22 protein-coding genes, 1 pseudogene and 1 other annotated feature are annotated in these 21,153 nt (G+C 36.4%); of the genes and pseudogenes, 6 read left to right on the top strand and 17 right to left on the bottom strand.

The window, feature by feature from the left end; all coding sequences use genetic code 11:
- Positions 1-50: 50 nt before the first annotated feature.
- The 10 genes from AAIE21_RS09815 to AAIE21_RS09770 form a co-directional block, all read right to left on the bottom strand.
- A complete protein-coding gene (locus AAIE21_RS09815) occupies positions 51-509 on the bottom strand; it encodes a hypothetical protein (RefSeq protein ID WP_343266605.1) in 459 nt (152 codons plus the stop codon).
- Between the two features lie 212 nt (positions 510-721).
- Positions 722-937, bottom strand: coding sequence for a hypothetical protein (locus AAIE21_RS09810; protein ID WP_343266604.1), 216 nt, complete (start codon positions 935-937; stop codon positions 722-724).
- A gap of 29 nt (positions 938-966) precedes the next feature.
- Positions 967-1,296, bottom strand: coding sequence for a DUF2085 domain-containing protein (locus AAIE21_RS09805; protein WP_343266603.1), 330 nt, complete (start codon positions 1,294-1,296; stop codon positions 967-969).
- 397 nt (positions 1,297-1,693) lie between these two features.
- Positions 1,694-3,382, bottom strand: coding sequence for an arginine--tRNA ligase (argS, locus tag AAIE21_RS09800; RefSeq protein WP_343266602.1), 1,689 nt, complete (start codon positions 3,380-3,382; stop codon positions 1,694-1,696).
- A 45-nt stretch (positions 3,383-3,427) separates the two neighbouring features.
- Positions 3,428-3,642, bottom strand: a binding site (T-box leader).
- Between the two features lie 40 nt (positions 3,643-3,682).
- Positions 3,683-4,459 carry a class I SAM-dependent methyltransferase gene (locus AAIE21_RS09795; RefSeq protein WP_343266601.1) on the bottom strand — a complete coding sequence of 259 codons (777 nt, stop codon included), beginning with the start codon at positions 4,457-4,459 and terminating at the stop codon, positions 3,683-3,685.
- 47 nt (positions 4,460-4,506) lie between these two features.
- Positions 4,507-4,941, bottom strand: a complete 435-nt coding sequence (locus AAIE21_RS09790; RefSeq protein WP_343266600.1) for a BrxA/BrxB family bacilliredoxin — start codon at positions 4,939-4,941, stop codon at positions 4,507-4,509.
- An 83-nt stretch (positions 4,942-5,024) separates the two neighbouring features.
- A complete protein-coding gene (locus AAIE21_RS09785; protein ID WP_343266599.1) occupies positions 5,025-5,408 on the bottom strand; it encodes a thiol-disulfide oxidoreductase DCC family protein in 384 nt (127 codons plus the stop codon).
- 4 nt (positions 5,409-5,412) lie between these two features.
- The gene (locus AAIE21_RS09780) at positions 5,413-6,540 is read right to left on the bottom strand and encodes a conserved virulence factor C family protein (RefSeq protein WP_343266598.1); all 1,128 of its coding nucleotides are present in this window, start codon (positions 6,538-6,540) and stop codon (positions 5,413-5,415) included.
- Positions 6,541-6,898: 358 nt separating this feature from the next.
- Positions 6,899-7,549 carry a PspA/IM30 family protein gene (locus AAIE21_RS09775; protein ID WP_343266597.1) on the bottom strand — a complete coding sequence of 217 codons (651 nt, stop codon included), beginning with the start codon at positions 7,547-7,549 and terminating at the stop codon, positions 6,899-6,901.
- A 231-nt stretch (positions 7,550-7,780) separates the two neighbouring features.
- Positions 7,781-8,137, bottom strand: coding sequence for a lmo0954 family membrane protein (locus AAIE21_RS09770; protein WP_343266206.1), 357 nt, complete (start codon positions 8,135-8,137; stop codon positions 7,781-7,783).
- A gap of 412 nt (positions 8,138-8,549) precedes the next feature.
- On the opposite strand from AAIE21_RS09770, the gene AAIE21_RS09765 reads away from it, so the two are divergent.
- Positions 8,550-9,131 (top strand): TetR/AcrR family transcriptional regulator, encoded by a 582-nt coding sequence (locus AAIE21_RS09765; RefSeq protein ID WP_343266596.1) that lies wholly within the window; start codon positions 8,550-8,552, stop codon positions 9,129-9,131.
- 25 nt (positions 9,132-9,156) lie between these two features.
- A complete protein-coding gene (locus AAIE21_RS09760) occupies positions 9,157-10,359 on the top strand; it encodes an MFS transporter (RefSeq protein WP_343266595.1) in 1,203 nt (400 codons plus the stop codon).
- A 279-nt stretch (positions 10,360-10,638) separates the two neighbouring features.
- Here the strand turns inward: AAIE21_RS09760 and AAIE21_RS09755 are convergent, their stop codons facing one another.
- The 4 genes from AAIE21_RS09755 to AAIE21_RS09740 all read right to left on the bottom strand — a co-directional run bounded on the left by AAIE21_RS09755 (position 10,639) and on the right by AAIE21_RS09740 (position 14,478).
- The gene (locus AAIE21_RS09755) at positions 10,639-10,977 is read right to left on the bottom strand and encodes a single-stranded DNA-binding protein (RefSeq protein ID WP_343266594.1); all 339 of its coding nucleotides are present in this window, start codon (positions 10,975-10,977) and stop codon (positions 10,639-10,641) included.
- A 157-nt stretch (positions 10,978-11,134) separates the two neighbouring features.
- Complete coding sequence (locus AAIE21_RS09750) at positions 11,135-11,866, bottom strand: Bax inhibitor-1/YccA family protein (protein WP_343266593.1); 732 nt, start codon at positions 11,864-11,866, stop codon at positions 11,135-11,137.
- 75 nt (positions 11,867-11,941) lie between these two features.
- Complete coding sequence (locus AAIE21_RS09745) at positions 11,942-13,834, bottom strand: ABC-F family ATP-binding cassette domain-containing protein (protein WP_343266592.1); 1,893 nt, start codon at positions 13,832-13,834, stop codon at positions 11,942-11,944.
- The gene (locus tag AAIE21_RS09740) at positions 13,831-14,478 is read right to left on the bottom strand and encodes an HD domain-containing protein (RefSeq protein ID WP_343266591.1); all 648 of its coding nucleotides are present in this window, start codon (positions 14,476-14,478) and stop codon (positions 13,831-13,833) included. Before AAIE21_RS09740 ends, AAIE21_RS09745 begins: the two co-directional genes overlap by 4 nt.
- Positions 14,479-14,595: 117 nt before the next feature.
- Here AAIE21_RS09740 and AAIE21_RS09735 point away from each other — a divergent pair, with 117 nt between their 5' ends.
- A complete protein-coding gene (locus AAIE21_RS09735) occupies positions 14,596-15,303 on the top strand; it encodes a hypothetical protein (protein ID WP_343266590.1) in 708 nt (235 codons plus the stop codon).
- 151 nt (positions 15,304-15,454) lie between these two features.
- Here AAIE21_RS09735 and AAIE21_RS09730 read toward each other — a convergent pair whose 3' ends face one another.
- The gene (locus AAIE21_RS09730) at positions 15,455-15,607 is read right to left on the bottom strand and encodes an exosporium protein G (RefSeq protein WP_343266589.1); all 153 of its coding nucleotides are present in this window, start codon (positions 15,605-15,607) and stop codon (positions 15,455-15,457) included.
- Between the two features lie 212 nt (positions 15,608-15,819).
- On the opposite strand from AAIE21_RS09730, the pseudogene AAIE21_RS09725 reads away from it, so the two are divergent.
- Positions 15,820-16,185, top strand: a pseudogene (locus tag AAIE21_RS09725) (hypothetical protein); the annotation flags it as partial.
- Positions 16,186-16,401: 216 nt separating this feature from the next.
- Here the strand turns inward: AAIE21_RS09725 and AAIE21_RS09720 are convergent.
- Positions 16,402-16,878 (bottom strand): glutathione peroxidase, encoded by a 477-nt coding sequence (locus AAIE21_RS09720; protein ID WP_343266588.1) that lies wholly within the window; start codon positions 16,876-16,878, stop codon positions 16,402-16,404.
- A gap of 224 nt (positions 16,879-17,102) precedes the next feature.
- On the opposite strand from AAIE21_RS09720, the gene AAIE21_RS09715 reads away from it, so the two are divergent.
- Positions 17,103-17,312: a DUF3925 family protein gene (locus AAIE21_RS09715; RefSeq protein ID WP_343266587.1), complete on the top strand. Its 210-nt coding sequence runs from the start codon at positions 17,103-17,105 to the stop codon at positions 17,310-17,312.
- Between the two features lie 88 nt (positions 17,313-17,400).
- A complete protein-coding gene (locus tag AAIE21_RS09710) occupies positions 17,401-18,372 on the top strand; it encodes an MBL fold metallo-hydrolase (protein ID WP_343266586.1) in 972 nt (323 codons plus the stop codon).
- A gap of 752 nt (positions 18,373-19,124) precedes the next feature.
- On the opposite strand, the gene AAIE21_RS09705 is transcribed toward AAIE21_RS09710, so the two are convergent.
- The gene (locus AAIE21_RS09705) at positions 19,125-20,795 is read right to left on the bottom strand and encodes an IS200/IS605 family accessory protein TnpB-related protein (RefSeq protein ID WP_343266585.1); all 1,671 of its coding nucleotides are present in this window, start codon (positions 20,793-20,795) and stop codon (positions 19,125-19,127) included.
- Positions 20,796-21,153: the final 358 nt, after the last annotated feature.

Genomic DNA, 21,153 nt, shown 5'->3' with positions numbered 1-21,153 from the left:
TCGTTTCCTCCTATCTCTTAAAAAGAAACTCCAGTATCGAAAGTCGACCATTATTTCAACAACTTAATGATATTTTTAGCGTATGTACCGTTCACTTCATAACCCGCTCCATGTTGTTCATTGGTACTCTCTACAAACATAACCTGCTTATTGTTTCCTTCTAACCACACAAAAAAATCTTGTTTATCTCCACCACTATATTTTAATGTCATTACAGCATTCATATTGTCCCGCGCTTCTTTGCCTAAAAGCACATCTTTCTTTTTTGCATTTTGCAGGCTATCAACGACCGTTTGCATAGTAGATTCGCTGGCTAGTTCTTTACTATTGTTTGTCTTTGCATTCTTTAACTCAATGGAAGTGACATCTTTATTTTCAAATTGTACAACTTTTGTGATGGTAGCTATCGATGTAGCGTTCTCTTGCTCTTCCTTATCAGAAAAATTCGAGCAACCTACAACACCTAAAAACAATGTACATACCATGCAAGAAGCTATTAATTTTTTCAAGTTTCTTGTCCCCGTTTCTAGTATTTATATAAAAATACACATCGACAATTTACCCCATATGAGCGGGCAGTTTGTCAAGTATTTCTTCTCTGGGTTTTCTTTATTTCCTGCATATGAATTATGCATTATTCAATCTAGCAACCTATCCTTATATAAATATATTCCTAGGACTGTAACAATTATTATCGTTACTATAAAAGTTAAGTAGAAGTTTAATTCGTGCAATCACAATCGCAATCGGCACAATCTAAAGTGCCACAATCCAAATTTCTCTTTTTTCGGTTTCTCTTAAGATAAAAATATAGCAACCCGATAAATAATGCACAGATAACAAAAGCTATTATTGTTTCTGTATATTTTTCATGAATGATAAAACCAATTCCACTGCCACCTGAAATGAGAATTAGAATTGAGTAGATCCAGAACATGTAAATACCTCCGTCGATGTATAGTGGGTTTAAGATAGAATCCATATGATGCTAGATGAGATAAGTAGTCCCATACCATTACCACTTAAGATGCCGGTAGCTACTCTTAGTGAATTTGTGCTACTTCGCCATTTCCACTTTTGAGTGAATCCATCAATGAATAATGGAATTTGAGCAGAGAAGGCTAGTGCCAAAGATAACGTATACGAGGGTGTTATTAAAAAATATATTGGGAACATAAAGAAACCAATAAACATACCTGTACATCGTGCACATAAAGGTATGTATTTTTGTAGTTTAAGAAAACTCCTTTCAGATTTTCTGTGACAAGGGATATGTAAAATAAAACTTCGAATCAATATGGATCATCCTTTCTAGTAATATTTTAATTGATTTGGTAACAAAATTATAGAATTCTTAAGCTTCGTAGTATAACTCATTCCTACTAACTCATCTATATTCATAAAAAAATCCTAAAGCAATGTTTTTAAAGACCTATCATTTTGGCAGTCACTTTTCACCCATTCTCTAAATGCATACTTCCATATCTTATAATCTCACTTTCCTTTATTATGACTACTCATTTTAAATACGAATTTTCTTAAAGAAAAACAAAAAAACAAACCAGGTTAACGGTACGCCTGATTTGTCATTCTGTTCGTATAGTACGCTTTATTTTTTATTTATCATCTTCAATAACATATGATGGGTAATTAACTAAGTAACGTTAATAATTGTTACTGCACAGTAATTTCCCTACATCTCTTCCGGAGCACCCACTCCAAGTAAACGCAATCCTTCTTTTAATACAATCGTTACTGCATAAACAAGTGCAAGTCGACTTTCTTTCTCTTGATCCTCTTCTAAAATACGAATATTCCCATAATACTTATTGAAAGTCTGCGCAACATCTAACAAATACTTCGCGATATGTGAAGGCTCATTTTTAGAAAAGGCTGTTTCAATGACCTTTGGGAATCTATTTAATAATTTTATCGTACTCCAACTATGATCATCGTTTAGCGTAAACGATTCTGTTTCAAATTCAGCATTTTCTTTTCGTAAAATGGAGCAAGCACGTGCATGCGTATATTGAACATATGGTCCTGTTTCTCCTTCGAATTTCAGCATTTTTTCTAAAGAGAACTCAATATTATGCATACGTTCATTTTTCAAATCATGGAAAATGACTGCCCCAACACCTACTTGTTTTGCAATTTCCTCTTTTTGCTTTAAGTTCGGGTTTTTATTTTCAATATTTTGCTCTGCAAGCGTAATCGCTTCTTCTAATACTTCTTCAAGTAATACAACTTTCCCCTTACGTGTGGACATTTTTTTACCATCTTTTAAAATGAGTCCAAATGGTACATGAGCCATACCATCTACCCAGTTATAACCGAGTTTCTTTAATACGGTGAAAAATTGTGTAAAGTGCAAGCTTTGCTCTGCTCCTACTACATATAGCGCTTTATCAAATTCATATGTGTTTTGACGATAAAGTGCCGCTGTTAAATCACGGGTTGCATATAGTGTAGCTCCATCTGATTTTTTAATTAAACATGGCGGCATATCTTCTTTTTCTAAATTGACAACTTGTGCTCCCTCCGATTCTTCTAATAATCCTTTTTCTTCTAAGATTTCAACAAAGTCATCCATTTTATCATTATAGAAAGCCTCTCCTTGGAAGTTCGTAAATTCAACACCAAGCAGTTCATAAATACGTGAGAACTCTTTTAAAGATTCATGACGGAACCAATTCCATAAGAAGACTGCTGCTTCATCACCATCTTCTAATTTCTTAAACCATGCGCGCCCTTCTTCTTCTAGCTCTGGGTTTTCTTTCACTTCTTCGTGGAACTGGACATATAACTTAAATAATTCACGAATTGGATCTTCTTTTACAAGCCCCTCATTTCCCCATTTTTTATATGCGGTAATTAATTTTCCAAACTGTGTTCCCCAATCACCAATATAATTGATTCCTACAACCTCATATCCGCACTTTTCAGCGATATGTTTTAAAGAGTTCCCGATCATCGTTGAACGTAAATGCCCCATCGAAAATGGCTTTGCAATATTTGGTGAAGAGTAATCGATTACTACTGTTTTTTCTCGTCCAAAATGCCCCAGTCCATATTCTTCTTTTTCAGCTAAAATCGTTTTTAATACGTCATCGCTCACTATGTGACGGTTGAAAAATACATTCACATATGGTCCAACTGCTTCCACTTTTGTAAAAAATGAATCGTTTAAGTTCCCAGCGATTTCTTTCGCGATCATTGCTGGTGCTTTTTTATATTGCTCGGCAAGCATGAAACAAGGGAATGCTGCGTCTCCGAATTCATCTTGCTTCGGAGTTTCAATTAGATCTGTAACCTGTTCCAATGATAATTCTGATTCAATTACTTCAAATAAACTTTTTGCAAATTTAATTTTATATTCCATGTTACTCCCTCCTTATTTTTTAAAACACAAAAAACTCGCCTCTAAAAAAGAGACGAGTTATCACCCGTGGTACCACCCTTGTTGTTCACTACGAACCACTTTCCCGTTTATAACGAGGACAGGGGGCCCCGGCTTACTCTACTATTCATTTCAAGCAGCGTCTCCGAAGTGCGCTTCATCCGTTTCTCCGTACTAGGCTCTCACCATCCCTAGCTCGCTTTACTTATAAAACAGACTACTCTCTTCATCTACGACATCATATATAATTGATTATTGCTTATTATACATCTTTTCAAACAATTAGCAAGGTTCAATTACACCAAAATGAAATTTTGCACTTTTTCGCCTATAGACAAAGAAGTTATGTCGTTCAAATCGTGTACTACGAAAATGATCTTTTAGAACAACACGTTTCCTAGCAACACGCTTTGCTTCTGCAATCGTTTCATCTGTAATATCATTATACAAAGCAAAGTGTTTTAAACCTCGAATTCCATCAGATTCAATTACTGTTTCTTCAAACATCGGATCCAGATACACAACGTCATAACTATCGTCTTCGCAGTTCTTTAGGAAATCAAAATGTTCGGTTTTCTTCACTCTAATTCTACGCATTGCTTCATCAATTTCTGGTATTCCCGCACACCACTTCTTTAAACCTTTATTCATGATATAAGCCATATAGCGATTTCCTTCAAGGCCTGTTATAGATCCCTCTTTTCCAACAATGTAGCTCGCTACAATGCTATCTGATGCCATGCCCAGCGTACAATCTAACACCGTCATTCCTTTTTCTAACTTTGCAGCTTGTACAAATGGATCGTGTTCGCCCCGTATTAATCTTTTCACACGAAACATTGCAGAATTGGGATGGAAAAAGAACGATTCTTCTGTTCCTTTTGGATAAATTGCTAACCGATTCTTTCCTACAACAAGTACATCTTGTCTAAACTGCTCATGTAGCTTCATTACAGATATATCATTACGTACAACAAAAGAAGATTGTAATTCTTCCGCTACCTCTTTTGCATAAGTTGTCATTTCCTCATTTGTGCGTCCTGCTGTTGTTACAATCATCTTTTCACCTCAAATATAAAGAAAAAAGGGAGAATGACTCCCCCTTTTTAGCAATGCTTTTCAAAAGCTTGTTCTAAATTGTTAATAATCTCTTCCATTGTTGTTCCTTCAATTTCATGACGATGAATGAAGTGAACAACTTCTTTTCCTTTTAATAGCGCCATAGATGGTGAAGACGGTGGAATATCTCCGAAGTACTCACGCATTGTAGCTGTTGCGTCTTTATCTTGTCCTGCAAATACAGTTACAAGATGATCAGGTTGTTTTTCAGAACGTACAACCGCTTGACCAGCTGATGGACGAGCTAAACCAGCTGCACATCCGCAAACAGAGTTTACAACCACTAATGTTGTACCTGTCGCATTTTCCATATATTCTGTTACAGCTTCTTCAGTAGTTAATTCTTCAAATCCAGCACGCACTAATTCTTGGCGCATTGGAATTACCATTTGACGCATATACTCTTCGTATGCATTTGACATCTTGTAATCTCTCCTTCAACTTTCATTCCAAATTCATCATATCACGCTCTTATAATAGGTGCAAAAGAAAGATAGCAATGTTTTCATTTTTTTGAAGGAATTTCACAAACCCCTTCGCGGCAGTGTCCCACAGGTACAAGTTTTCTGTTATTGGCGATATAATCATATACTTTATTTCCAAATCCAAGTAAAATAGATAACTTAATAAAAGGAACCGCAAGCCAATATGTCGGTACAGCTTTGGCTAATACATATACACTATCAATACCGTCATACCATTTATGATTTTTTAAAATGTAAAGTCTTTGTTCCATCTTTCCTTGTAGCTCTTTAGAAAGTTGATACTCCTCTACGACCTCTTTATCACGAAAAGAAACAAACTTCACTGCACCTTTTTTATCAAGCTTCTTCGTACGCTCTGCCACTGCGATGCACATCGGACACCAGCTATCATAGAAAACGATCATAGGATTATTCTCCTTTACGAGACTCCGTCATTTGTTTCCAAACTGACCCTTTCGCTTCTTCTCCGCCTTCAATACGTTCTAATGCTAAACGAGCTTGCATTGCTACTTCGAACTCTGGATCATCCTGCGCAGCGCGTAATGCTGGAATTGCACTTTCATCACCAAGTTCAAATAAGAACATTGCCGCGCGCCATCGTACCAATTTACTTGAATCTTTCAGTGATTTAATCATAACAAACATCGCTGCTGGATCCCCTACATCTGATAAGCAGTCTCCCGCAGTACGGCGCACACTTACAGATCGATCAAGTAAAGCCTTATACAGTAATGGCAATACTTCTTCACCTTTCACCATACCTAAGTACGCTGTTGCCAGGCGGCGAATCGATACTTTTTCATCTTCTAGCGCTTTTTTCAGTACAGGAATATCTTCTTCTGTAGGATCCATTTGCTCCAGCGCTGCATAACGATTTTTCCAATCAGAATCTGCCATCATTTCCTCTGTTACCTTATATGGTTCACGCTTTGCAATCGTTACTTCTTTCGCACCCGCTTGATCTAATAATTCTTTTACAGTTTTTTCAACGCGCTCCTCTGGATAAGCAGCTACAATTTCTTCCACAACTTCTTTTCCGATTTCTTCAAAATTGCCATAGCGTGTACTTTGTTCTACCCATTTACGCTCTTTCACAACGTTAGGCGCAGACATTTGTACTTTCATAATCGCCTCTTTAAAACGGTCTGGTAACCCAACTCGCTCTTCCGTTGTTCCATCTGTTAATTTCACCTGCATTGGAATTGTAAAGAACATTTGAATGAATACTTTCACTTCACCAAAATGTGCAAGCTGCTCCCTTTCATCTTCTTCTGTCACTTCTTCTCCAAACACAGTGCGAACTTGTTGTAAAAGTACTTTCCAGTCATACTTCGCATTTCTCTCTACTGCTAAAAAGTCTGCAACATGGTATACACCTTTAATACCTTCAATTTTTAAAATTTGCTGCACTTGCTCTGGTGCTTGTTCTGTATTTTCGTTTGTATAATTATTACGTGCTCCTGATGGTAACACTTCATTTAAGATAACTTTCATCGTATTTGGACTTGGCGTCGGTTCAATTGCTTTAATCTTCACGTAAATAAACTCTCCTTTATTGCTTGTTCTTAGCTGTATTGTAACATGTTCTATCGCTATACTCCTACTGAGACGCTTGCTTTTTCTAATCACAATTATAGTCTTAGTAGAATTGATGAATATCATGTACCAACTGCCGCTATTGATACATCCCTTTTTAGTATAATGCCCTTTCTCTCTTTCGCTCCAAAAAGTAGATTAATAATAGAAAGTAAAACTTTAATCACCCCCTACCTTCCTTTCGCTGAATTTTAAGATGAGGGGCTTACTCCCCATTAATGCAGGATAAATAAAAAAAGGTATTGCTTTCCAACACCTTTTTTCTATCACTATAAATTCATTTTATGATGTACTACAATTATTTTGTTAAAGATACTTCATCCTTTTCTTTCATATCACGCTCAAGTTTTGCAATTTTCATATCAAATGTATCACGCTCATGCTCTTCATTCATGCGAAGTTCTAAATCACGAATGTGATCTTCAATTTCTTCAAATCGTAAGAACGGATTATTCTCATCCATTTTATGAAGAGCCGTATTCATACGACGGTTCGCATGGGCCATATTTTCGCGTGCCATTAATTCCATACGCTTTGCATTCATTTCTTTTAACTTATTTTTCATTTCAGAAAGACGACGTTCTAACTCATCAATTTGCTCCACTACACCTGCATACATTTCTTCTAGACGAGCGACTTGCCCTTCATAATATGCTACTTCTTCTAATGCACGTTCGTGCAATTGTATTTCTCCTGCTTCTTGCGCAATTACAGCTTGCTTTGATCGCTTATTTACGAAATAACGAGCCTGCTCAAGTTCACGAGCAAAGTTAGATTTTAATGTTTTATGACGCTCGATTAATTTTTCAATTTTTGTTATTTCACGCTCACTATCACGTAAATATTGATTTAACATAGCAATTGGATTTTTTCTTTCCTTCTCATCTAATACATTATGAAAATCTGCTAAAATTGCATCGCGTACACGTCCGAATAAAGATTGTTTCATTCTAATCTTCCTCTCTTCTACTCTAAAGTTTTTTCATTTAAATTCATTGTTTATTTTTCTACATATAAGTCGCTGTCACGAAGAACAAAAGGTGACTTACACTGGTTTTCTCTCTCTGTTTTCACTTGGTATGGTACAAAAAGAGGATCTGACCGCTTCTATGCATGGCCGGATGCTCTCTCCCACCTAAAAAGAAAGAGTTTATTTTGTTTTTTGATTTGGATTTATATATTAGTTTTTCATTAACTTGTTCCACTCATCTTCAAAGTTGCTATATGGTTTAGCTCCTTCTGAAGCAGAATCAACTACTACATCTTTTTCTTTTTTCCACTCACGGTATCCGTAGTATAGAACGACTAATGCTGCGATACCGATTAATGCTGGGGAATGAGAAAGGGCGATTGACAAGCCGATTAAACCAGCAATACCCCAAGCTAACTTTCCAAAAAATGATTGTGCTCGCACAAATGATTTATAGCTCCAGTACACAATCCCTGCTCCAATTGCGAACCCTACAATACCAGCAAGACTACCAAGAGCAATTAAAGCCAAAATACCGGCTGCGATAAACGCTAGAAATTGTTTCATCTTGTGCTTGCCTCCCTTCGATTTGATACTCTTATCTTAACTATTTTTTTGATTTCCCATAACGAGCTTAAGAACCGTTTTCGAATCAGACTTAAGACCTATTCCGGGTTAGACCCACATTAAGATGTATATAAAACGAAGTGAAGAGTTAAAATTTTAATGTTGTTTCTTCTTAGAATGTACTCTTTTTATATGTAAGAAACTGTATCCTTCAACACCATGTAGTAAAATCAGCCAGATGCCATTCGTATCCTGACATCCCTTCTCCTTCTTTTAAAGCTTTTCCTAATTAGGTTGAATATCAATCTTTAAAGTTATTTGTTTAGATATCAAAATGTATTTTTTGCTTGCTTACATTTATTTAATTTGCTATCATAACTGACGAACGTTCGTAAAAATTGAGGTGATTTTATTGAAAAGTAATGAAATTAAGGACGCCGCTCTAAAATATTTCACGATTCATGGTTATGAAGGGACGCCCCTTTCTTTAATAGCTGAAGAAGTTGGCATGAAAAAGCAGTCCATTTACTCACATTTTAAAGGAAAAGATGATCTTTTTCTTCAGGTGTTACGTGATGCAAAAGAAACTGAACTAGCTTCAAAACTTCAATACTTAAGTAAAATTGATTCACAAAATCCGGAAAAAGATTTATACAGGCTGCTACAATTGGAAATCGATCTTTTTCAAAAAAATGAACAGTTAAAGTTTTGGCTACGTATGTCATTCTTTCCGCCGGCACATCTTGCAAAAGCAATCGAAAAAGAAGTAATTGACATATCAGAGAAGGTGTATGTGCTATTGGAGAATAAATTTCAAGATTGGATCGACGCTAAGGTGATAGTCGGAGATATAGCAAAAACGCCAACCCTTGCCTTCTTAGGAGTAATCGATTCCATTATCCTTGAGCTTGTATACGGTAATGATGAAAAACGGCTCAAAGATAAATTAGAGGCCTCTTGGGCAGTATTTTGGAGGGGGATCTCACATCAATGATTCTTACAGGAAGAGGTGTTGGTACATGAAGAAAACAATAAAAGAACAAAAGATGGTATTAATTATTCTTCTAAGCAATATATTCATTGCATTTTTGGGGATTGGTCTCATCATCCCTGTTATGCCGTCTTTTATGAATCTCATGCAATTATCAGGAAAAACGATGGGCTACCTTGTTGCCGTATTTGCGGTGGCACAACTGCTTATGTCACCACTCACAGGACGCTGGGTTGACCGCTATGGCAGAAAGAAAATGATCATAATCGGCTTATTCCTTTTTGGTTCTTCAGAACTTATCTTTGGTTTAGGGACGAATGTATCGATGCTTTATATATCAAGGGCTCTAGGAGGAATTAGTGCAGCCTTTATTATGCCCGGTGTTACTGCATATGTTGCAGATATTACATCCGTACAGGAACGGCCGAAAGCGATGGGCTATCTATCTGCTGCCATCAGTACTGGCTTTATTATAGGACCCGGAATCGGTGGATTCATTGCAGAATACGGTGTACGCACACCCTTCTTCTTTGCAGCAGCTATTGCGTTTTTAGCATGCGTTTCGTCAATTTTCATTCTAAAGGAACCACTAACAAAAGAAGAGCTTACCGAAATTTCCGCCAATACAAAACAAACAAATTTTATAAGTGATTTAAAAAAATCACTTAATCCGCTTTACTTTATCGCATTTATTATTGTATTTGTACTCGCTTTCGGCTTATCAGCATATGAAACTATTTTCAGCCTATTTTCTAACTATAAATTCGGCTTCATGCCAAAGGACATTGCAGCTATTATTACAATAAGCTCAATCTTTGGCGTTGTTGTACAAATATTTATGTTTGGAAAAATGGTAGATATACTCGGTGAAAAGAAATTAATTCAATTATGCTTAATTATAGGTGCAATACTAGCAGTAGTTTCCACCGTAGTCTCTAGCTTTTTTGGGGTACTGGTGGTAACTTGCTTCATTTTTCTTGCTTTTGACTTACTTCGTCCCGCATTGACAACATTTTTATCAAAATCTGCCGGGAAAGAGCAAGGGTTTGTTGCTGGAATGAACTCAACCTATACAAGCTTAGGTAACATCGTCGGACCAGCAATAGGCGGCATACTATTTGATGTAAACATCCACTATCCTTATCTTTTCGCTGCTGTTATTATGGCCGTTGGTCTTGGCATTACATTCTTGTGGAAAGAAAAACAATTGGCAGCTAGCTTAGCCGAGTAATTAGGAATTTCGAGGACTTTTTGGGAACAATCAAAATAGCTTTCCTTTTGGATCTAGATTATTACTCTAAAAGTTATACTTTCTTTGAACAAAACCCCTTGTCCATATTGCACAAGGGGTTTTGATTTTATTCTACTAGAGATTACATTAATCTAAGGTTTTAAATTATCCCAAAAACGATATATTTCTCTTTGGGCAGTTACTTATGAGAAGGAATTAATGAAAAATAATAGTTATCTGGTAATTACACCGCTTTCTTTTTGCTTACATCACCGTTCTCTACCGTGGAGCTTCCTCTCTCTTCCGCTCCAAAAATGTAATTCTTTCAATCACAACTTCTGTTTTATACACTCTTTTCCCCTGTTCATTATCGTAATTACTCGTATGAATACGACCTGTAATCCCAACGAGCGAACCCTTTTGGCAATACTCTGAGACATTCTCAGCCGATTTTCTCCAGACAACGCAGTAAATGTAGTCAGCTTGCTGCTCTCCTAGGCTATTTCGAAACCCTCTATTTACCGCAACACATATACGTGCATAGGCAATCCCTTGCTTTGTGTAGTATAGTTCTGGATCTTTTGTCAATCTTCCGATTAATACAACTCGATTCATCATATTTATACCACCTCACATTTTTTCTTTATTGTAGAAAAAAATAGAGTGTAGGTAAAAAATGTAAAATGTTATATTTCTAAAGAAAAATCCTCACTTTGAATCTAAAAAAACATAAAAAGAAATCCTGCATGTTTCAAACATGCAGGATTTCTTTCAATTAGTCGTTTTTCGTAAAGTAAGAAACAAAACGAAGAATTTCTAAGTACAACCACACTAATGTCATCATTAATCCCATTGCACTGTACCACTCCATATATTTTGGAGCGCCACTACGTGCACCATTTTCGATTAAATCAAAGTCTAGTAATAAATTTAATGCAGCTACTACAATAACAACTGCACTAATAATGATACCAATTGTTCCGCCTTGATGAATGTACGGAACAGTAACACCAAACATGTTTAATAGGAAAACCATTAAGTACATAATCAAAATTCCAAACGTTGCAGCCATTACACCTGTGCGGAATTTATCTGTTACTTTTACAACACGAGTTGCATATAAAACTAACATTGCAAATAAAATTGAAATTGTTAGTAATACAGCATTTAAAATAATAGAATTGTCAAAACGGAGCGCATATACCGCTGAAATACTTCCTAAAACAATCCCTTCAACTGCTGCGTAAATAGGTGCAGTAATAGGTGCCATTTTTGGGAAGAACATAGACGCAAATGCGATGATTGCAGCCACAATTAATGCCCCAATTAAAACTGGCATTTGCATTTTCCCAGTATACATCTGTATGTATGAATAGACAGACGTTGCAAGAAGCAAGACAAGCATAATAAATGTTTTACCTACCGCTCCGCCAATTGTCATTGCAGATGCACTTGCTCCTTCTTTACGAAATGCCTCTTTCTTCAACATTGGATTAGATGTTCTCATTTTTTCCCTCCTAAAATAGGTTCTACCAATAGTGTAAAGTTTTTCTCTTTACATTTCAATATATGCAGCTTGTTTTTATTTTAAACCTTCAACGATGTCAGATAGTTCGCTCCAGCGTTCCATCGCTTTTTCTAGTTCTTCTTCCGTTTGCTCTTGCGCTTCAGAAAGTTCTTGCGCCTTTGTGAAATCAGAACCGACATTTGCGAGTTCTTCTCCAAGCGCTTCAAGCTTCTCTTCAAGCCCTGCAATCGTATCTTCAATCGTTTCCCATTCACGTTGTTCGTGATAAGAAAGTTTACGTTTACGTTGTTGTTTTGGAGCTTCTTCCACTTTCTTTTCCTTCTGTACTTCTACTTTTTCTAATAGTTCTTGCGCCTTTTGTATATCTAGGTAATCACTATAGCTTCCTAGAAATTCACGAACTTCTCCGCCACCAGTAAAGATAAATAATTCGTCTACTACTTTATCTAAGAAATAGCGATCATGCGATACCGTAAGAACGACACCCGGGAAATCTTCTAAATAGTCTTCTAGTACTGTTAACGTTTGTGTATCTAAGTCGTTGGTCGGCTCATCTAATAGAAGTACATTCGGCTCTCCCATTAAAAGACGTAATAAATACAGACGTCTTCTTTCACCACCAGATAGTTTACCAAGCGGTGTTCCATGTGAATGCGGTGGGAATAAGAAACGCTCAAGCATTTGGGATACTCCAATAACTTTACCATCCGTTGTATGAATGACTTCTGCAATTTCTTTAATATATTCAATCATACGTTGGTTTAAGTTCATCTCTTCATTTTCTTGCGTATAATAAGCAACTTTCACAGTTTGTCCAACTTCAATTTCACCACTGTCAGGTGATAATTTGCCTGCAAGCATATTTAATAAAGATGATTTTCCGCTGCCATTAGCCCCAATAATACCAATTCGATCGCCTGGTTTTACGATATGATTAAAGTTGTGAAGGACTGTTTTATCCCCAAACTTTTTCGTCACATCTTTTAATTCAAGTACTTTCTTTCCTAATCGGCTCCCGCTCAGTGAAATATCAACAGATTGCTTCGCTGCTGGACCTTCTTGCTCTTTCAACTCTTCAAAGCGCTGAATACGTGCTTTTTGTTTTGTAGAACGAGCTTTCGCACCGCGGCGAATCCAAGCAAGTTCACGGCGATATAAGTTTTGACGTTTTGATTCTTGTGCTAATTCTTGCTCTTCACGAAGTGCCTTTGCTTCTAAAAACGTACTGTAGTTTCCTTCATAGCTATACAGGTTACCATTATCCAGTTCAAAAATACGATTGGTTACACGGTCTAAGAAATAACGATCATGTGTTACAAGTAAAACGGCTCCTGTATAACGTGCTAAGTACTCTTCTAGCCATTCTACCGTTTCATGATCAAGATGGTTCGTTGGCTCATCTAAAATTAATAAATCTGGTGTTTCAATAAAGCACTGTGCCATTGCGATACGTTTCTTTTGTCCACCAGATAAATTTCCAACAGTTGCTGTGAAATCTGTAATACCTAACTTCGTTAAAAGTGATTTGGCATTCGCGTTTGCTTCCCATGCATTCATCGCATCCATACGTTGCTGCACTGCAAATAATTGCTCCTGCACTTTTTCATTACTTGGGTCTTTTTCTATGTTTAATAATGCTTGTTCGTATTCTCGAAGAAGGCGGATTAGCGGTGTATCACCGTGAAATACTTGCTCAAGCACTGTCAAATTTTCATTAAAATCCGGTTGCTGCGATAAATAGCTAATTGTATAGCCACGCGTATGCGTCATATCACCTGTATCAGGAATCTCTACCCCTGCAATAATTTTTAATAATGTAGATTTCCCTGTACCGTTTACACCAATAATTCCTGCACGTTGTCCCTCAGCAATACTAAATGATAATCCATCGAATAACGGTTTATCCCCATATGATTTTGATACGTTTTCTACTGTTAGCATTTTCATATTTGCGCATTCCACTCTTTCATAAATTGTTCGATAAACTCTTCCATATAGCGATGACGAACTTCAGCCTCTCGCTTCGCAGCATCTGTATTCATTAAATCTTTCAACTTCAAAAGCTTTTCATAGAAATGATTTAATGATGGATCATCATTTTTTCGATATTCTTCTTTTGTCATCTCTTCTTTAGGTGGAATGTTCGGATCATACATTAAACGTCCTTTTGCACCACCGTAAGCAAACGTGCGGGCGATCCCAATTGCACCAAGTGCATCTAATCTGTCCGCATCTTGAACAATCTTTCCTTCCACTGTTTCTACATTACCACCATGTCCACCTTTATATGACATATTCGCAATAATATAAAGGATATGTTCCTTTTCTTCTTCAGCAACACCCAATCCTTCTAGCCAATCAGAAACTTTTTTCATACCAGCTTCTTCACTTTCATTTAATTTCTCATCCGCTACATCATGAAGTAAAGCTGCCATCTCAATTACAAAACGATTCCCACCTTCTTTTTCAGACAAAGAAATCGCTAATTTATGTACACGTTCAATATGGTACCAATCATGTCCACTGGCATCCTTTTCTAAAATATGTTTTACAAAATCAATTGTTTTTTGTATTTGTTCTTGTTTTTTCATTTATCTTCACCCAATTCCCTATTGTAACACGCCCTCATTTTTTCATCACATATTTTCTTGTCTGCCCATACACTATTTTGTATGCATAATCATGAAGGATCTGAAGGAGGAAATAAAATGTTCTATAACAATCAACATCCTTATCCGCAGCAACCATACTATCCTCAAAATCAAGAACAACAATATCGAGAGCCGCAGCTTGAAGACCAAGAACCACAACAACAGGAATTTGAACATCAACAAAATTCATACGTAGCACAACAAACTCACGAAACACAATACCAACAAAATCAATACGTAGCTCAGCAATCTCACGAAACGACATACCAGCAAAATCAATACTTAACCCAACAAGCTCATGAAACTCAGTATCAACAAAATCCATACGTAGCTCAGCAATCCCATGAAACCCAATATCAGCAAAATCCCTATCAACAACCACACATGTATCAACCATACCAGGACCCGCGTGTTTCACCACCGGCACCAACATTAGATCCAACTCAGCCACAAATCTTACCACCAGCTCCATTTGATCCGGCGCAAATACAAATCTTGCCTCCAGGTCCTACTACAGCTATTCCCACTGAGCCAACACAACAACAAATCCAACAAGTTGTTGGGACACAATTTTTATCTTTAAAGAAACCTGTATTGGACTTCGTAAAACCATGGGTAGAGTACGGAATGAACGAGGCAAAGCATACCTCTCACAAACATGCTATGACAGAGGTTTCTGCGATTATGTTCTTAGTTGGAAAAGGATTTAATCCGACAATTGCTCATTATATTGTAGAGTCTTGGGAGAAGAATGAGCAGTTTTAAGGTTATATGTTTTGTAAAATATAAAAGTGCCACCTCCTTATAAAATAAGTGAGGTGGCACTTTTAAAATTCAATTTGTTTACATAATAATATTATGTTTATTTAGTAGATAGATGAAGATTTACTTCATCTATCTACTGTCCTACCTCACACTACTCGCATCTTGGAACACCTAATGCTAAAAATAAAGCTGCTAAGTTTGCTGTGATTGGTATTTTTAACGTGATAACATCATCTACTTTTGTTACTAAAAAGAATGCTCCGTTTTCTTCTAAAATACACTTCACCAATAATTGTAAGTCCATTAGAACCCTCCTTTCAGACGAGTTACTATTAATCTATGAATTTCTTACAAAAAAGTAATAGCAATTAAATCTACTTTTCCTTATATAAAGAAATCTAATTAAAAGCCCATCAAAAAGAAATAAAATTTTCTTATTCCCTCTAGAAATCATGTAATTTCTAATATATTCCTATATAATTAATAGCGAGTAATCTTGCGAATGGAGGTATTAAAATGGCATTTTTAGGTAGTATAGGTGGGTCTTTATTCATAATCGCTTTCATTCTACTAATTCTATGTATCATTGCATTCTTTAGGGGAAATGGAGAGGCAATGAACTACGGCAGACCTTCTGTTATTTGTTTTATGATTTCAATTTTATCAATAGCAACTGCTGCCGATACAACTAAACATCCAATTGTTAACTTTTTTGCTAATCTAAGTTTCATTTTATGTATCTTTTTCCTCACTCTCGCAATACTATCTGTTATTAAGAAAACGGGTGTAGCGAAAATACAATTTATTACTGCAGCTGTTTTATTTGTGGCTTTTCAAGGTTTAACAAGTATCGCAAAACCTCACCATGAAAAAACATCAGCAATGACTGCTGTTAAAGAAGAACAGCAGACTATACAACAAATACAACCTACAAAAGTTAACGACTAAACATATATTCTATACGAACGATGCAGAAGTAAAAAATACAGCTATATAATGAACAACATGGATATAGCTGTAAATTAGACAGAGATGGCGACTGAGTTGTATACGAACGCTAGTATACATAAAAAAGAAGCTCATATTTGAGCTTCTTTTTTACAATACTTTTTCAATCTCTCTCTCCAACTCTTCTGGCTTCGTCTGCGGCGCAAAACGATCTATCACTTTCCCATCACGCCCTATTAAAAATTTCGTAAAGTTCCACTTAACCGCCTTCATGCCAAGTATGCCCGGTGCCTGCTCCGTCATATATGTATATAGCGGATACGCGTTATCACCTTTCACATCAACTTTGGCGAACATCGGAAAGGATACACCGTAATTTAATTCACAAAAGCTTGTTATCTCCTCTTCTGTACCTGGTTCTTGTCCTCCAAATTGGTTACACGGGAAACCTAAGATTTCAAGTCCTTGCTCTTTATACTTTTCATAGATAGCTTGCAACCCTTTATATTGTGGTGTAAATCCACACTTACTTGCGACATTTACAATAAGAAGAACTTTACCTTCATACTCTCGCAATGATTTTTCTTCACCTGTAATTGTTTTTGCAGAAAAATCATAAACTGTCATATATATCTGCTCCTCTCTATCATTTCATATTTATTCTCATCATATATGTATTTATCTCTCTCGTCTAATAACAGCGCTTTATTTCCATTCAAAAATTCGACACAAACTACTAGACAAATAGATTGGAAAGTTTTACAATTAAATTGTGAACAAAATGTGACAGTTTACCTTCTAAATTGTGACATTTTCAATTCCATTACAATGCATAAAGGATGGTGTTGATAATGAAAACTGCACAACGTGAAATGCTTTCAAATCGCGAGTTTTATTTCGTACTATACATGATGTTACTGTTTGTTACTGGTTGGGTTATGGATGTAAATGGGCTATTTTTAAGCAAGTATTTTTCACTTGCAGGAATGATTTCTCTTCCACTAGTTGGCGGAATTGTCGGATTCTTTATTATGTCAGTTAGCAAAGAACAAAGTAAATAACAACATTACATAAAGGCAGAAAACGATTTTTCGTTTTCTGCCTTTTATTTTATAATAAAAGAACATTAGACTATAAGGAGTGATTCATATGAAAAAAGTTGAACAATTATCCTCTCAGTTATATATCATTGATGATTACGATTTACAACATAACGAGCGTACAGGTACATACGTTTTACTAGGTGATGATATTACTTTAATCGAAACGTGTGCAGCCCCTTCTCTTCCGTACATTCTAAACGGCTTACATCAATTACGTATCGACTTAGCAGATGTTAAAAATATCATTGTTACACATGTTCATCTTGATCATGCTGGTAGCGCCGGTTTAATGATGGAAAAGTGCCCAAATGCTACTCTATTCGTCCATTCACGTGGCGCACGTCATATGATTGATCCTACAAAATTAATCCAAGGTGCCAAAGCTGTATATGGCGATGCTTTTGATGAACTCTTCAATCCAATCCTTCCTATTCCAGAAAAACGCGTCCATATTGTACAAGATGGTGATGTACTACAAATTTCAAAAAATCGGACGCTCACATTTTATGATACACCAGGACATGCAAAACACCATATTAGCATCCATGACTCTTTAACAAATGGCATTTTCACAGGTGACACAATTGGTATTTATTATCGAGAACTAGTTGAACTTGGCGTTGAACTATATTTACCCACCACATCTCCATCACAGTTTCAACCAGATGCGATGATGGCGGCAAAAGATCGCATCCGAAGTATGAAAGTTGACTCCATCTATTTTGGACATTACGGTGCATCTTCCCATGTTTCTGAAGTGTATAAACAGCTTGAGTATTGGCTACCTATCTTTGTTGAGACTGGAAAACAAGTATTTGAAAAAAATCAGGATTTTGAAACGGCAAGTCATGAACTATATGTTTTGCTGCTTGAAAAGGTATCCTTACACCTTTCACAGCAAGACGTACCAGCAACTCATTCTATTTACGATGTGATAAAACTAGATATGGAAATCAGTGCGATGGGAATTATTGATTATCTTACAAAGCAAGAAAAGGCTAAAACGACTACTAACTAAGTGAAAAAACACCCGAGGATATCATGCTCTATTTCAAGCATATATCCTCTTTCTTTGAATATATTTTTTGAATCATACACATATACAAAAAGGAGGGAAACGATGAAAGAAATAATCAAATACTTATGTTTCACTTTATTCATTGTTATATTGCTATTTACAGGAGGGAAAATTCAATTCTATTTAGATCAACAAGCTGAGCTATCCTTTCATATATATCCTCGAATATTTTTCTTTGTATTTTTCCCCTTTTTCATTGGTGGTGTACTGCGCTTCTGCCAGCTTATTCATAACAAGAAAAATCAACATGTATGGAAATTTCAACTAGATAAATTTATAGGCCTTGTCCTTCCTTCAATATTGATTGGTTTTTCACCTATGTTATACTTTTCACCCCTCGGACACTTCTTTCCTTACTTAGCTACTATCATTCTTCTAAATACAACATTTTCTGTAATATTGAACTACCCCACCTACCTCTACAAGAGTTTGAGGTGAGGGATTCTCCTGTCTCTGTCCTCACAAAAACAGTTCCTCTCGTTCAACAAAGAGGATACAACGATATAGAGTTCGGTAGTGTCTATATGTAATGTAAGACGACCCATTCTATCTTCCGACGAAAGGCAAACAAAATAGGTACAACTACTTTTTCTTATATCGAGGCTAGAACACTTTGTCATGCATCCAGTTCCTAGACTTATTATCTGCTCTGGTAATAAGCGTAAAAATCTGGGACAAAGTGCTCTTTTTTATCATGCAAATCGTTTTGCTAGTTTTTTCTTTTCATTTTCAAACAAGTGTAACTGTTCGATTTGTAAGGCTTCTTTCGGTTGATCTACATCGTATAGCTGATAGAAATGATGTGTGCGAATATCCAATTGATTGTTTAATTGATGCCAATGACTCCAGTGATGTGCGTCTTTCTTTGGAATATAAGGTTGAAGCACCCGGGGTACTTTTTCTTTATACCCTAATCCACGACGCCCAATTGTAAAGGCCGCGGATTGATGAATAGAGATACCGAATTTCCGCATATATTTCATCTTTCCGGAAATCGAAGTGTAAGCGGGATTCACTTGAAAGACAGCCACACCTCTTTTATCTGCACGATTCAAAATTGCGTTTGTCATCTTCGCATACGCGAACATACTCTTCATTCGATTTGCTTGTTTATTTCCATATCGATCTCCTGTTTTCGATTGGGTTGTATCTAACTTCTCGATGACAATCGGCTTGCTATACCGCTCCGCTAAGTCGACTAAGCGAATCGCTTCCACTTCGATGATTTTTGTGATTTGTCCTGTAGATTTCCCCATAATAGAAAAACGAAGGGAACCACTTCCTTTATAATTTCCATCCCTCGTTACATTTGCCCAAGCAAAATGCTCAAGATTACAATCTACACCGATCACACCATCTGATGTACTGTAATTCGTGTGTGGATTTTCCGGTACATCGACTACACATTTCACAATATAATAGGAACCATAGTCTTCCACAGACCATGCGATCGGTTTGCCATGCTTTTTCTTATTCTTACACTGTAATTGAGTTGTGATTACTTCTTCAATGGTTTCTTGCCCATACTGGAACGTAACAGATGGAAACATAATTGTTTTCCCAGAACTTGTCGTCATCCACAATTCTTTTGTCTCCAGCACATACTGAAATACAAAATTGCCATGTTTGGCATCTTTACGGCCAGATAGTATCAGTTGTTTATTTCGAGCACGGAAAAATAATGTTTTCCATTTGTCATGGTTACGTACAAACTCGCGGATAGTAAATTGCGAGCGAAACAGTTTTTTACTTCCAAATACTGCACTTGGAATATGCGTTTGATCGGATGAAAGTTTTTGGGTTAAACGGGATTGTCTGTGAGTGAGATGACCAATTTTCGCCTGAATTCTTTTGATTTGAACATCTAAGTATTGGTGTTCAAACAAATATTCATGTAGCCAAATTAAGGTGTCTTTTTTACGGGATAAGGAGATGAGGTTTTTGTGCTTTGTGAAGCGGGTGTTTTTCGGAAACGTCAGCATTCCTTTCACACAACTTTGTTTGATTTTGCGAAGATTTGTTAGTTTTGTCCGTTCTTGTTTCAACTTCTTCTTGAGTTTCTTTAGCTTCTCTTGCGTTTGCTTCTCATATAATTTCTGTAACGCCATTAAACCTGTAAACAACGCCTTTGCTTCTTGCACCGCACTGTTTGCATAATAATCATTCAATTGGTATTTCCGCTTGAGAACGAGATGAAGACTGTCCGAATACAACTTACGGTTCCAACGTTTTTCACGAACAATCGTTTGAAACGCAAAGCGTTTTGCCTGATTAATTGTTTCGATCGTCTCTGACAATGTATCTACCATTTCATGCGGTACATCTATCTTGTAAATCCGTTTCGAAAAATACGCTTTCTTCACCTGTTCTCACTTCCTTTTATTTGGTAAGTTCATTATACATCGAATCGAACGTTAGTTCTACAAAAAAGAGATATTTTCTTTAAAAGGAAAAAACCGATTCATCCCCCACCTTCACTTCGTTTAGAGGAAGGGGTCTTCTCGGTTAAAATAATAAACATAATAGCTGGTTACTCCTCCTTAGATTGTTTCATAAAAAAAGAAAGCTAACATGATACGAGCCTCCCTCCCCTATCTTCTGTATGTATATCTGTGAGAGTCTCACATTTAGCAAGCAATGCAAAAGAGCCAAACGATCAATTTTTAAATGTATTTGACTACGTCGGTTATTTATTAGTGCGCTTCTCCTTCTGAGAGTAGC

It is taken from the genome of Paenibacillus sp. 102, assembly GCF_039549175.1.
In the GTDB taxonomy this organism is placed as follows: domain Bacteria; phylum Bacillota; class Bacilli; order Bacillales; family Bacillaceae_G; genus Bacillus_A.
Note: the sequence above shows the minus strand (reverse complement) of the source record. Positions and strands in the feature narration are given on the sequence as shown.

Coding starts and splice junctions, on each gene's coding strand:
- AAIE21_RS09735 (WP_343266590.1), top strand. CDS start 14,596: ATGTTCTATAACAATCAACATCCTTATCCGCAGCAACCATACTATCCT.
- AAIE21_RS09785 (WP_343266599.1), bottom strand. CDS start 5,408: ATGATCGTTTTCTATGATAGCTGGTGTCCGATGTGCATCGCAGTGGCA.
- AAIE21_RS09740 (WP_343266591.1), bottom strand. CDS start 14,478: ATGAAAAAACAAGAACAAATACAAAAAACAATTGATTTTGTAAAACAT.
- AAIE21_RS09710 (WP_343266586.1), top strand. CDS start 17,401: ATGAAAAAAGTTGAACAATTATCCTCTCAGTTATATATCATTGATGAT.
- AAIE21_RS09720 (WP_343266588.1), bottom strand. CDS start 16,878: ATGACAGTTTATGATTTTTCTGCAAAAACAATTACAGGTGAAGAAAAA.
- AAIE21_RS09790 (WP_343266600.1), bottom strand. CDS start 4,941: ATGTCAAATGCATACGAAGAGTATATGCGTCAAATGGTAATTCCAATG.
- AAIE21_RS09810 (WP_343266604.1), bottom strand. CDS start 937: ATGTTCTGGATCTACTCAATTCTAATTCTCATTTCAGGTGGCAGTGGA.
- AAIE21_RS09760 (WP_343266595.1), top strand. CDS start 9,157: ATGAAGAAAACAATAAAAGAACAAAAGATGGTATTAATTATTCTTCTA.
- AAIE21_RS09775 (WP_343266597.1), bottom strand. CDS start 7,549: ATGAAACAATCTTTATTCGGACGTGTACGCGATGCAATTTTAGCAGAT.
- AAIE21_RS09745 (WP_343266592.1), bottom strand. CDS start 13,834: ATGAAAATGCTAACAGTAGAAAACGTATCAAAATCATATGGGGATAAA.
- AAIE21_RS09715 (WP_343266587.1), top strand. CDS start 17,103: ATGAAAACTGCACAACGTGAAATGCTTTCAAATCGCGAGTTTTATTTC.
- AAIE21_RS09755 (WP_343266594.1), bottom strand. CDS start 10,977: ATGATGAATCGAGTTGTATTAATCGGAAGATTGACAAAAGATCCAGAA.
- AAIE21_RS09770 (WP_343266206.1), bottom strand. CDS start 8,137: ATGAAACAATTTCTAGCGTTTATCGCAGCCGGTATTTTGGCTTTAATT.
- argS (WP_343266602.1), bottom strand. CDS start 3,382: ATGGAATATAAAATTAAATTTGCAAAAAGTTTATTTGAAGTAATTGAA.
- AAIE21_RS09795 (WP_343266601.1), bottom strand. CDS start 4,459: ATGATTGTAACAACAGCAGGACGCACAAATGAGGAAATGACAACTTAT.
- AAIE21_RS09750 (WP_343266593.1), bottom strand. CDS start 11,866: ATGAGAACATCTAATCCAATGTTGAAGAAAGAGGCATTTCGTAAAGAA.
- AAIE21_RS09730 (WP_343266589.1), bottom strand. CDS start 15,607: ATGGACTTACAATTATTGGTGAAGTGTATTTTAGAAGAAAACGGAGCA.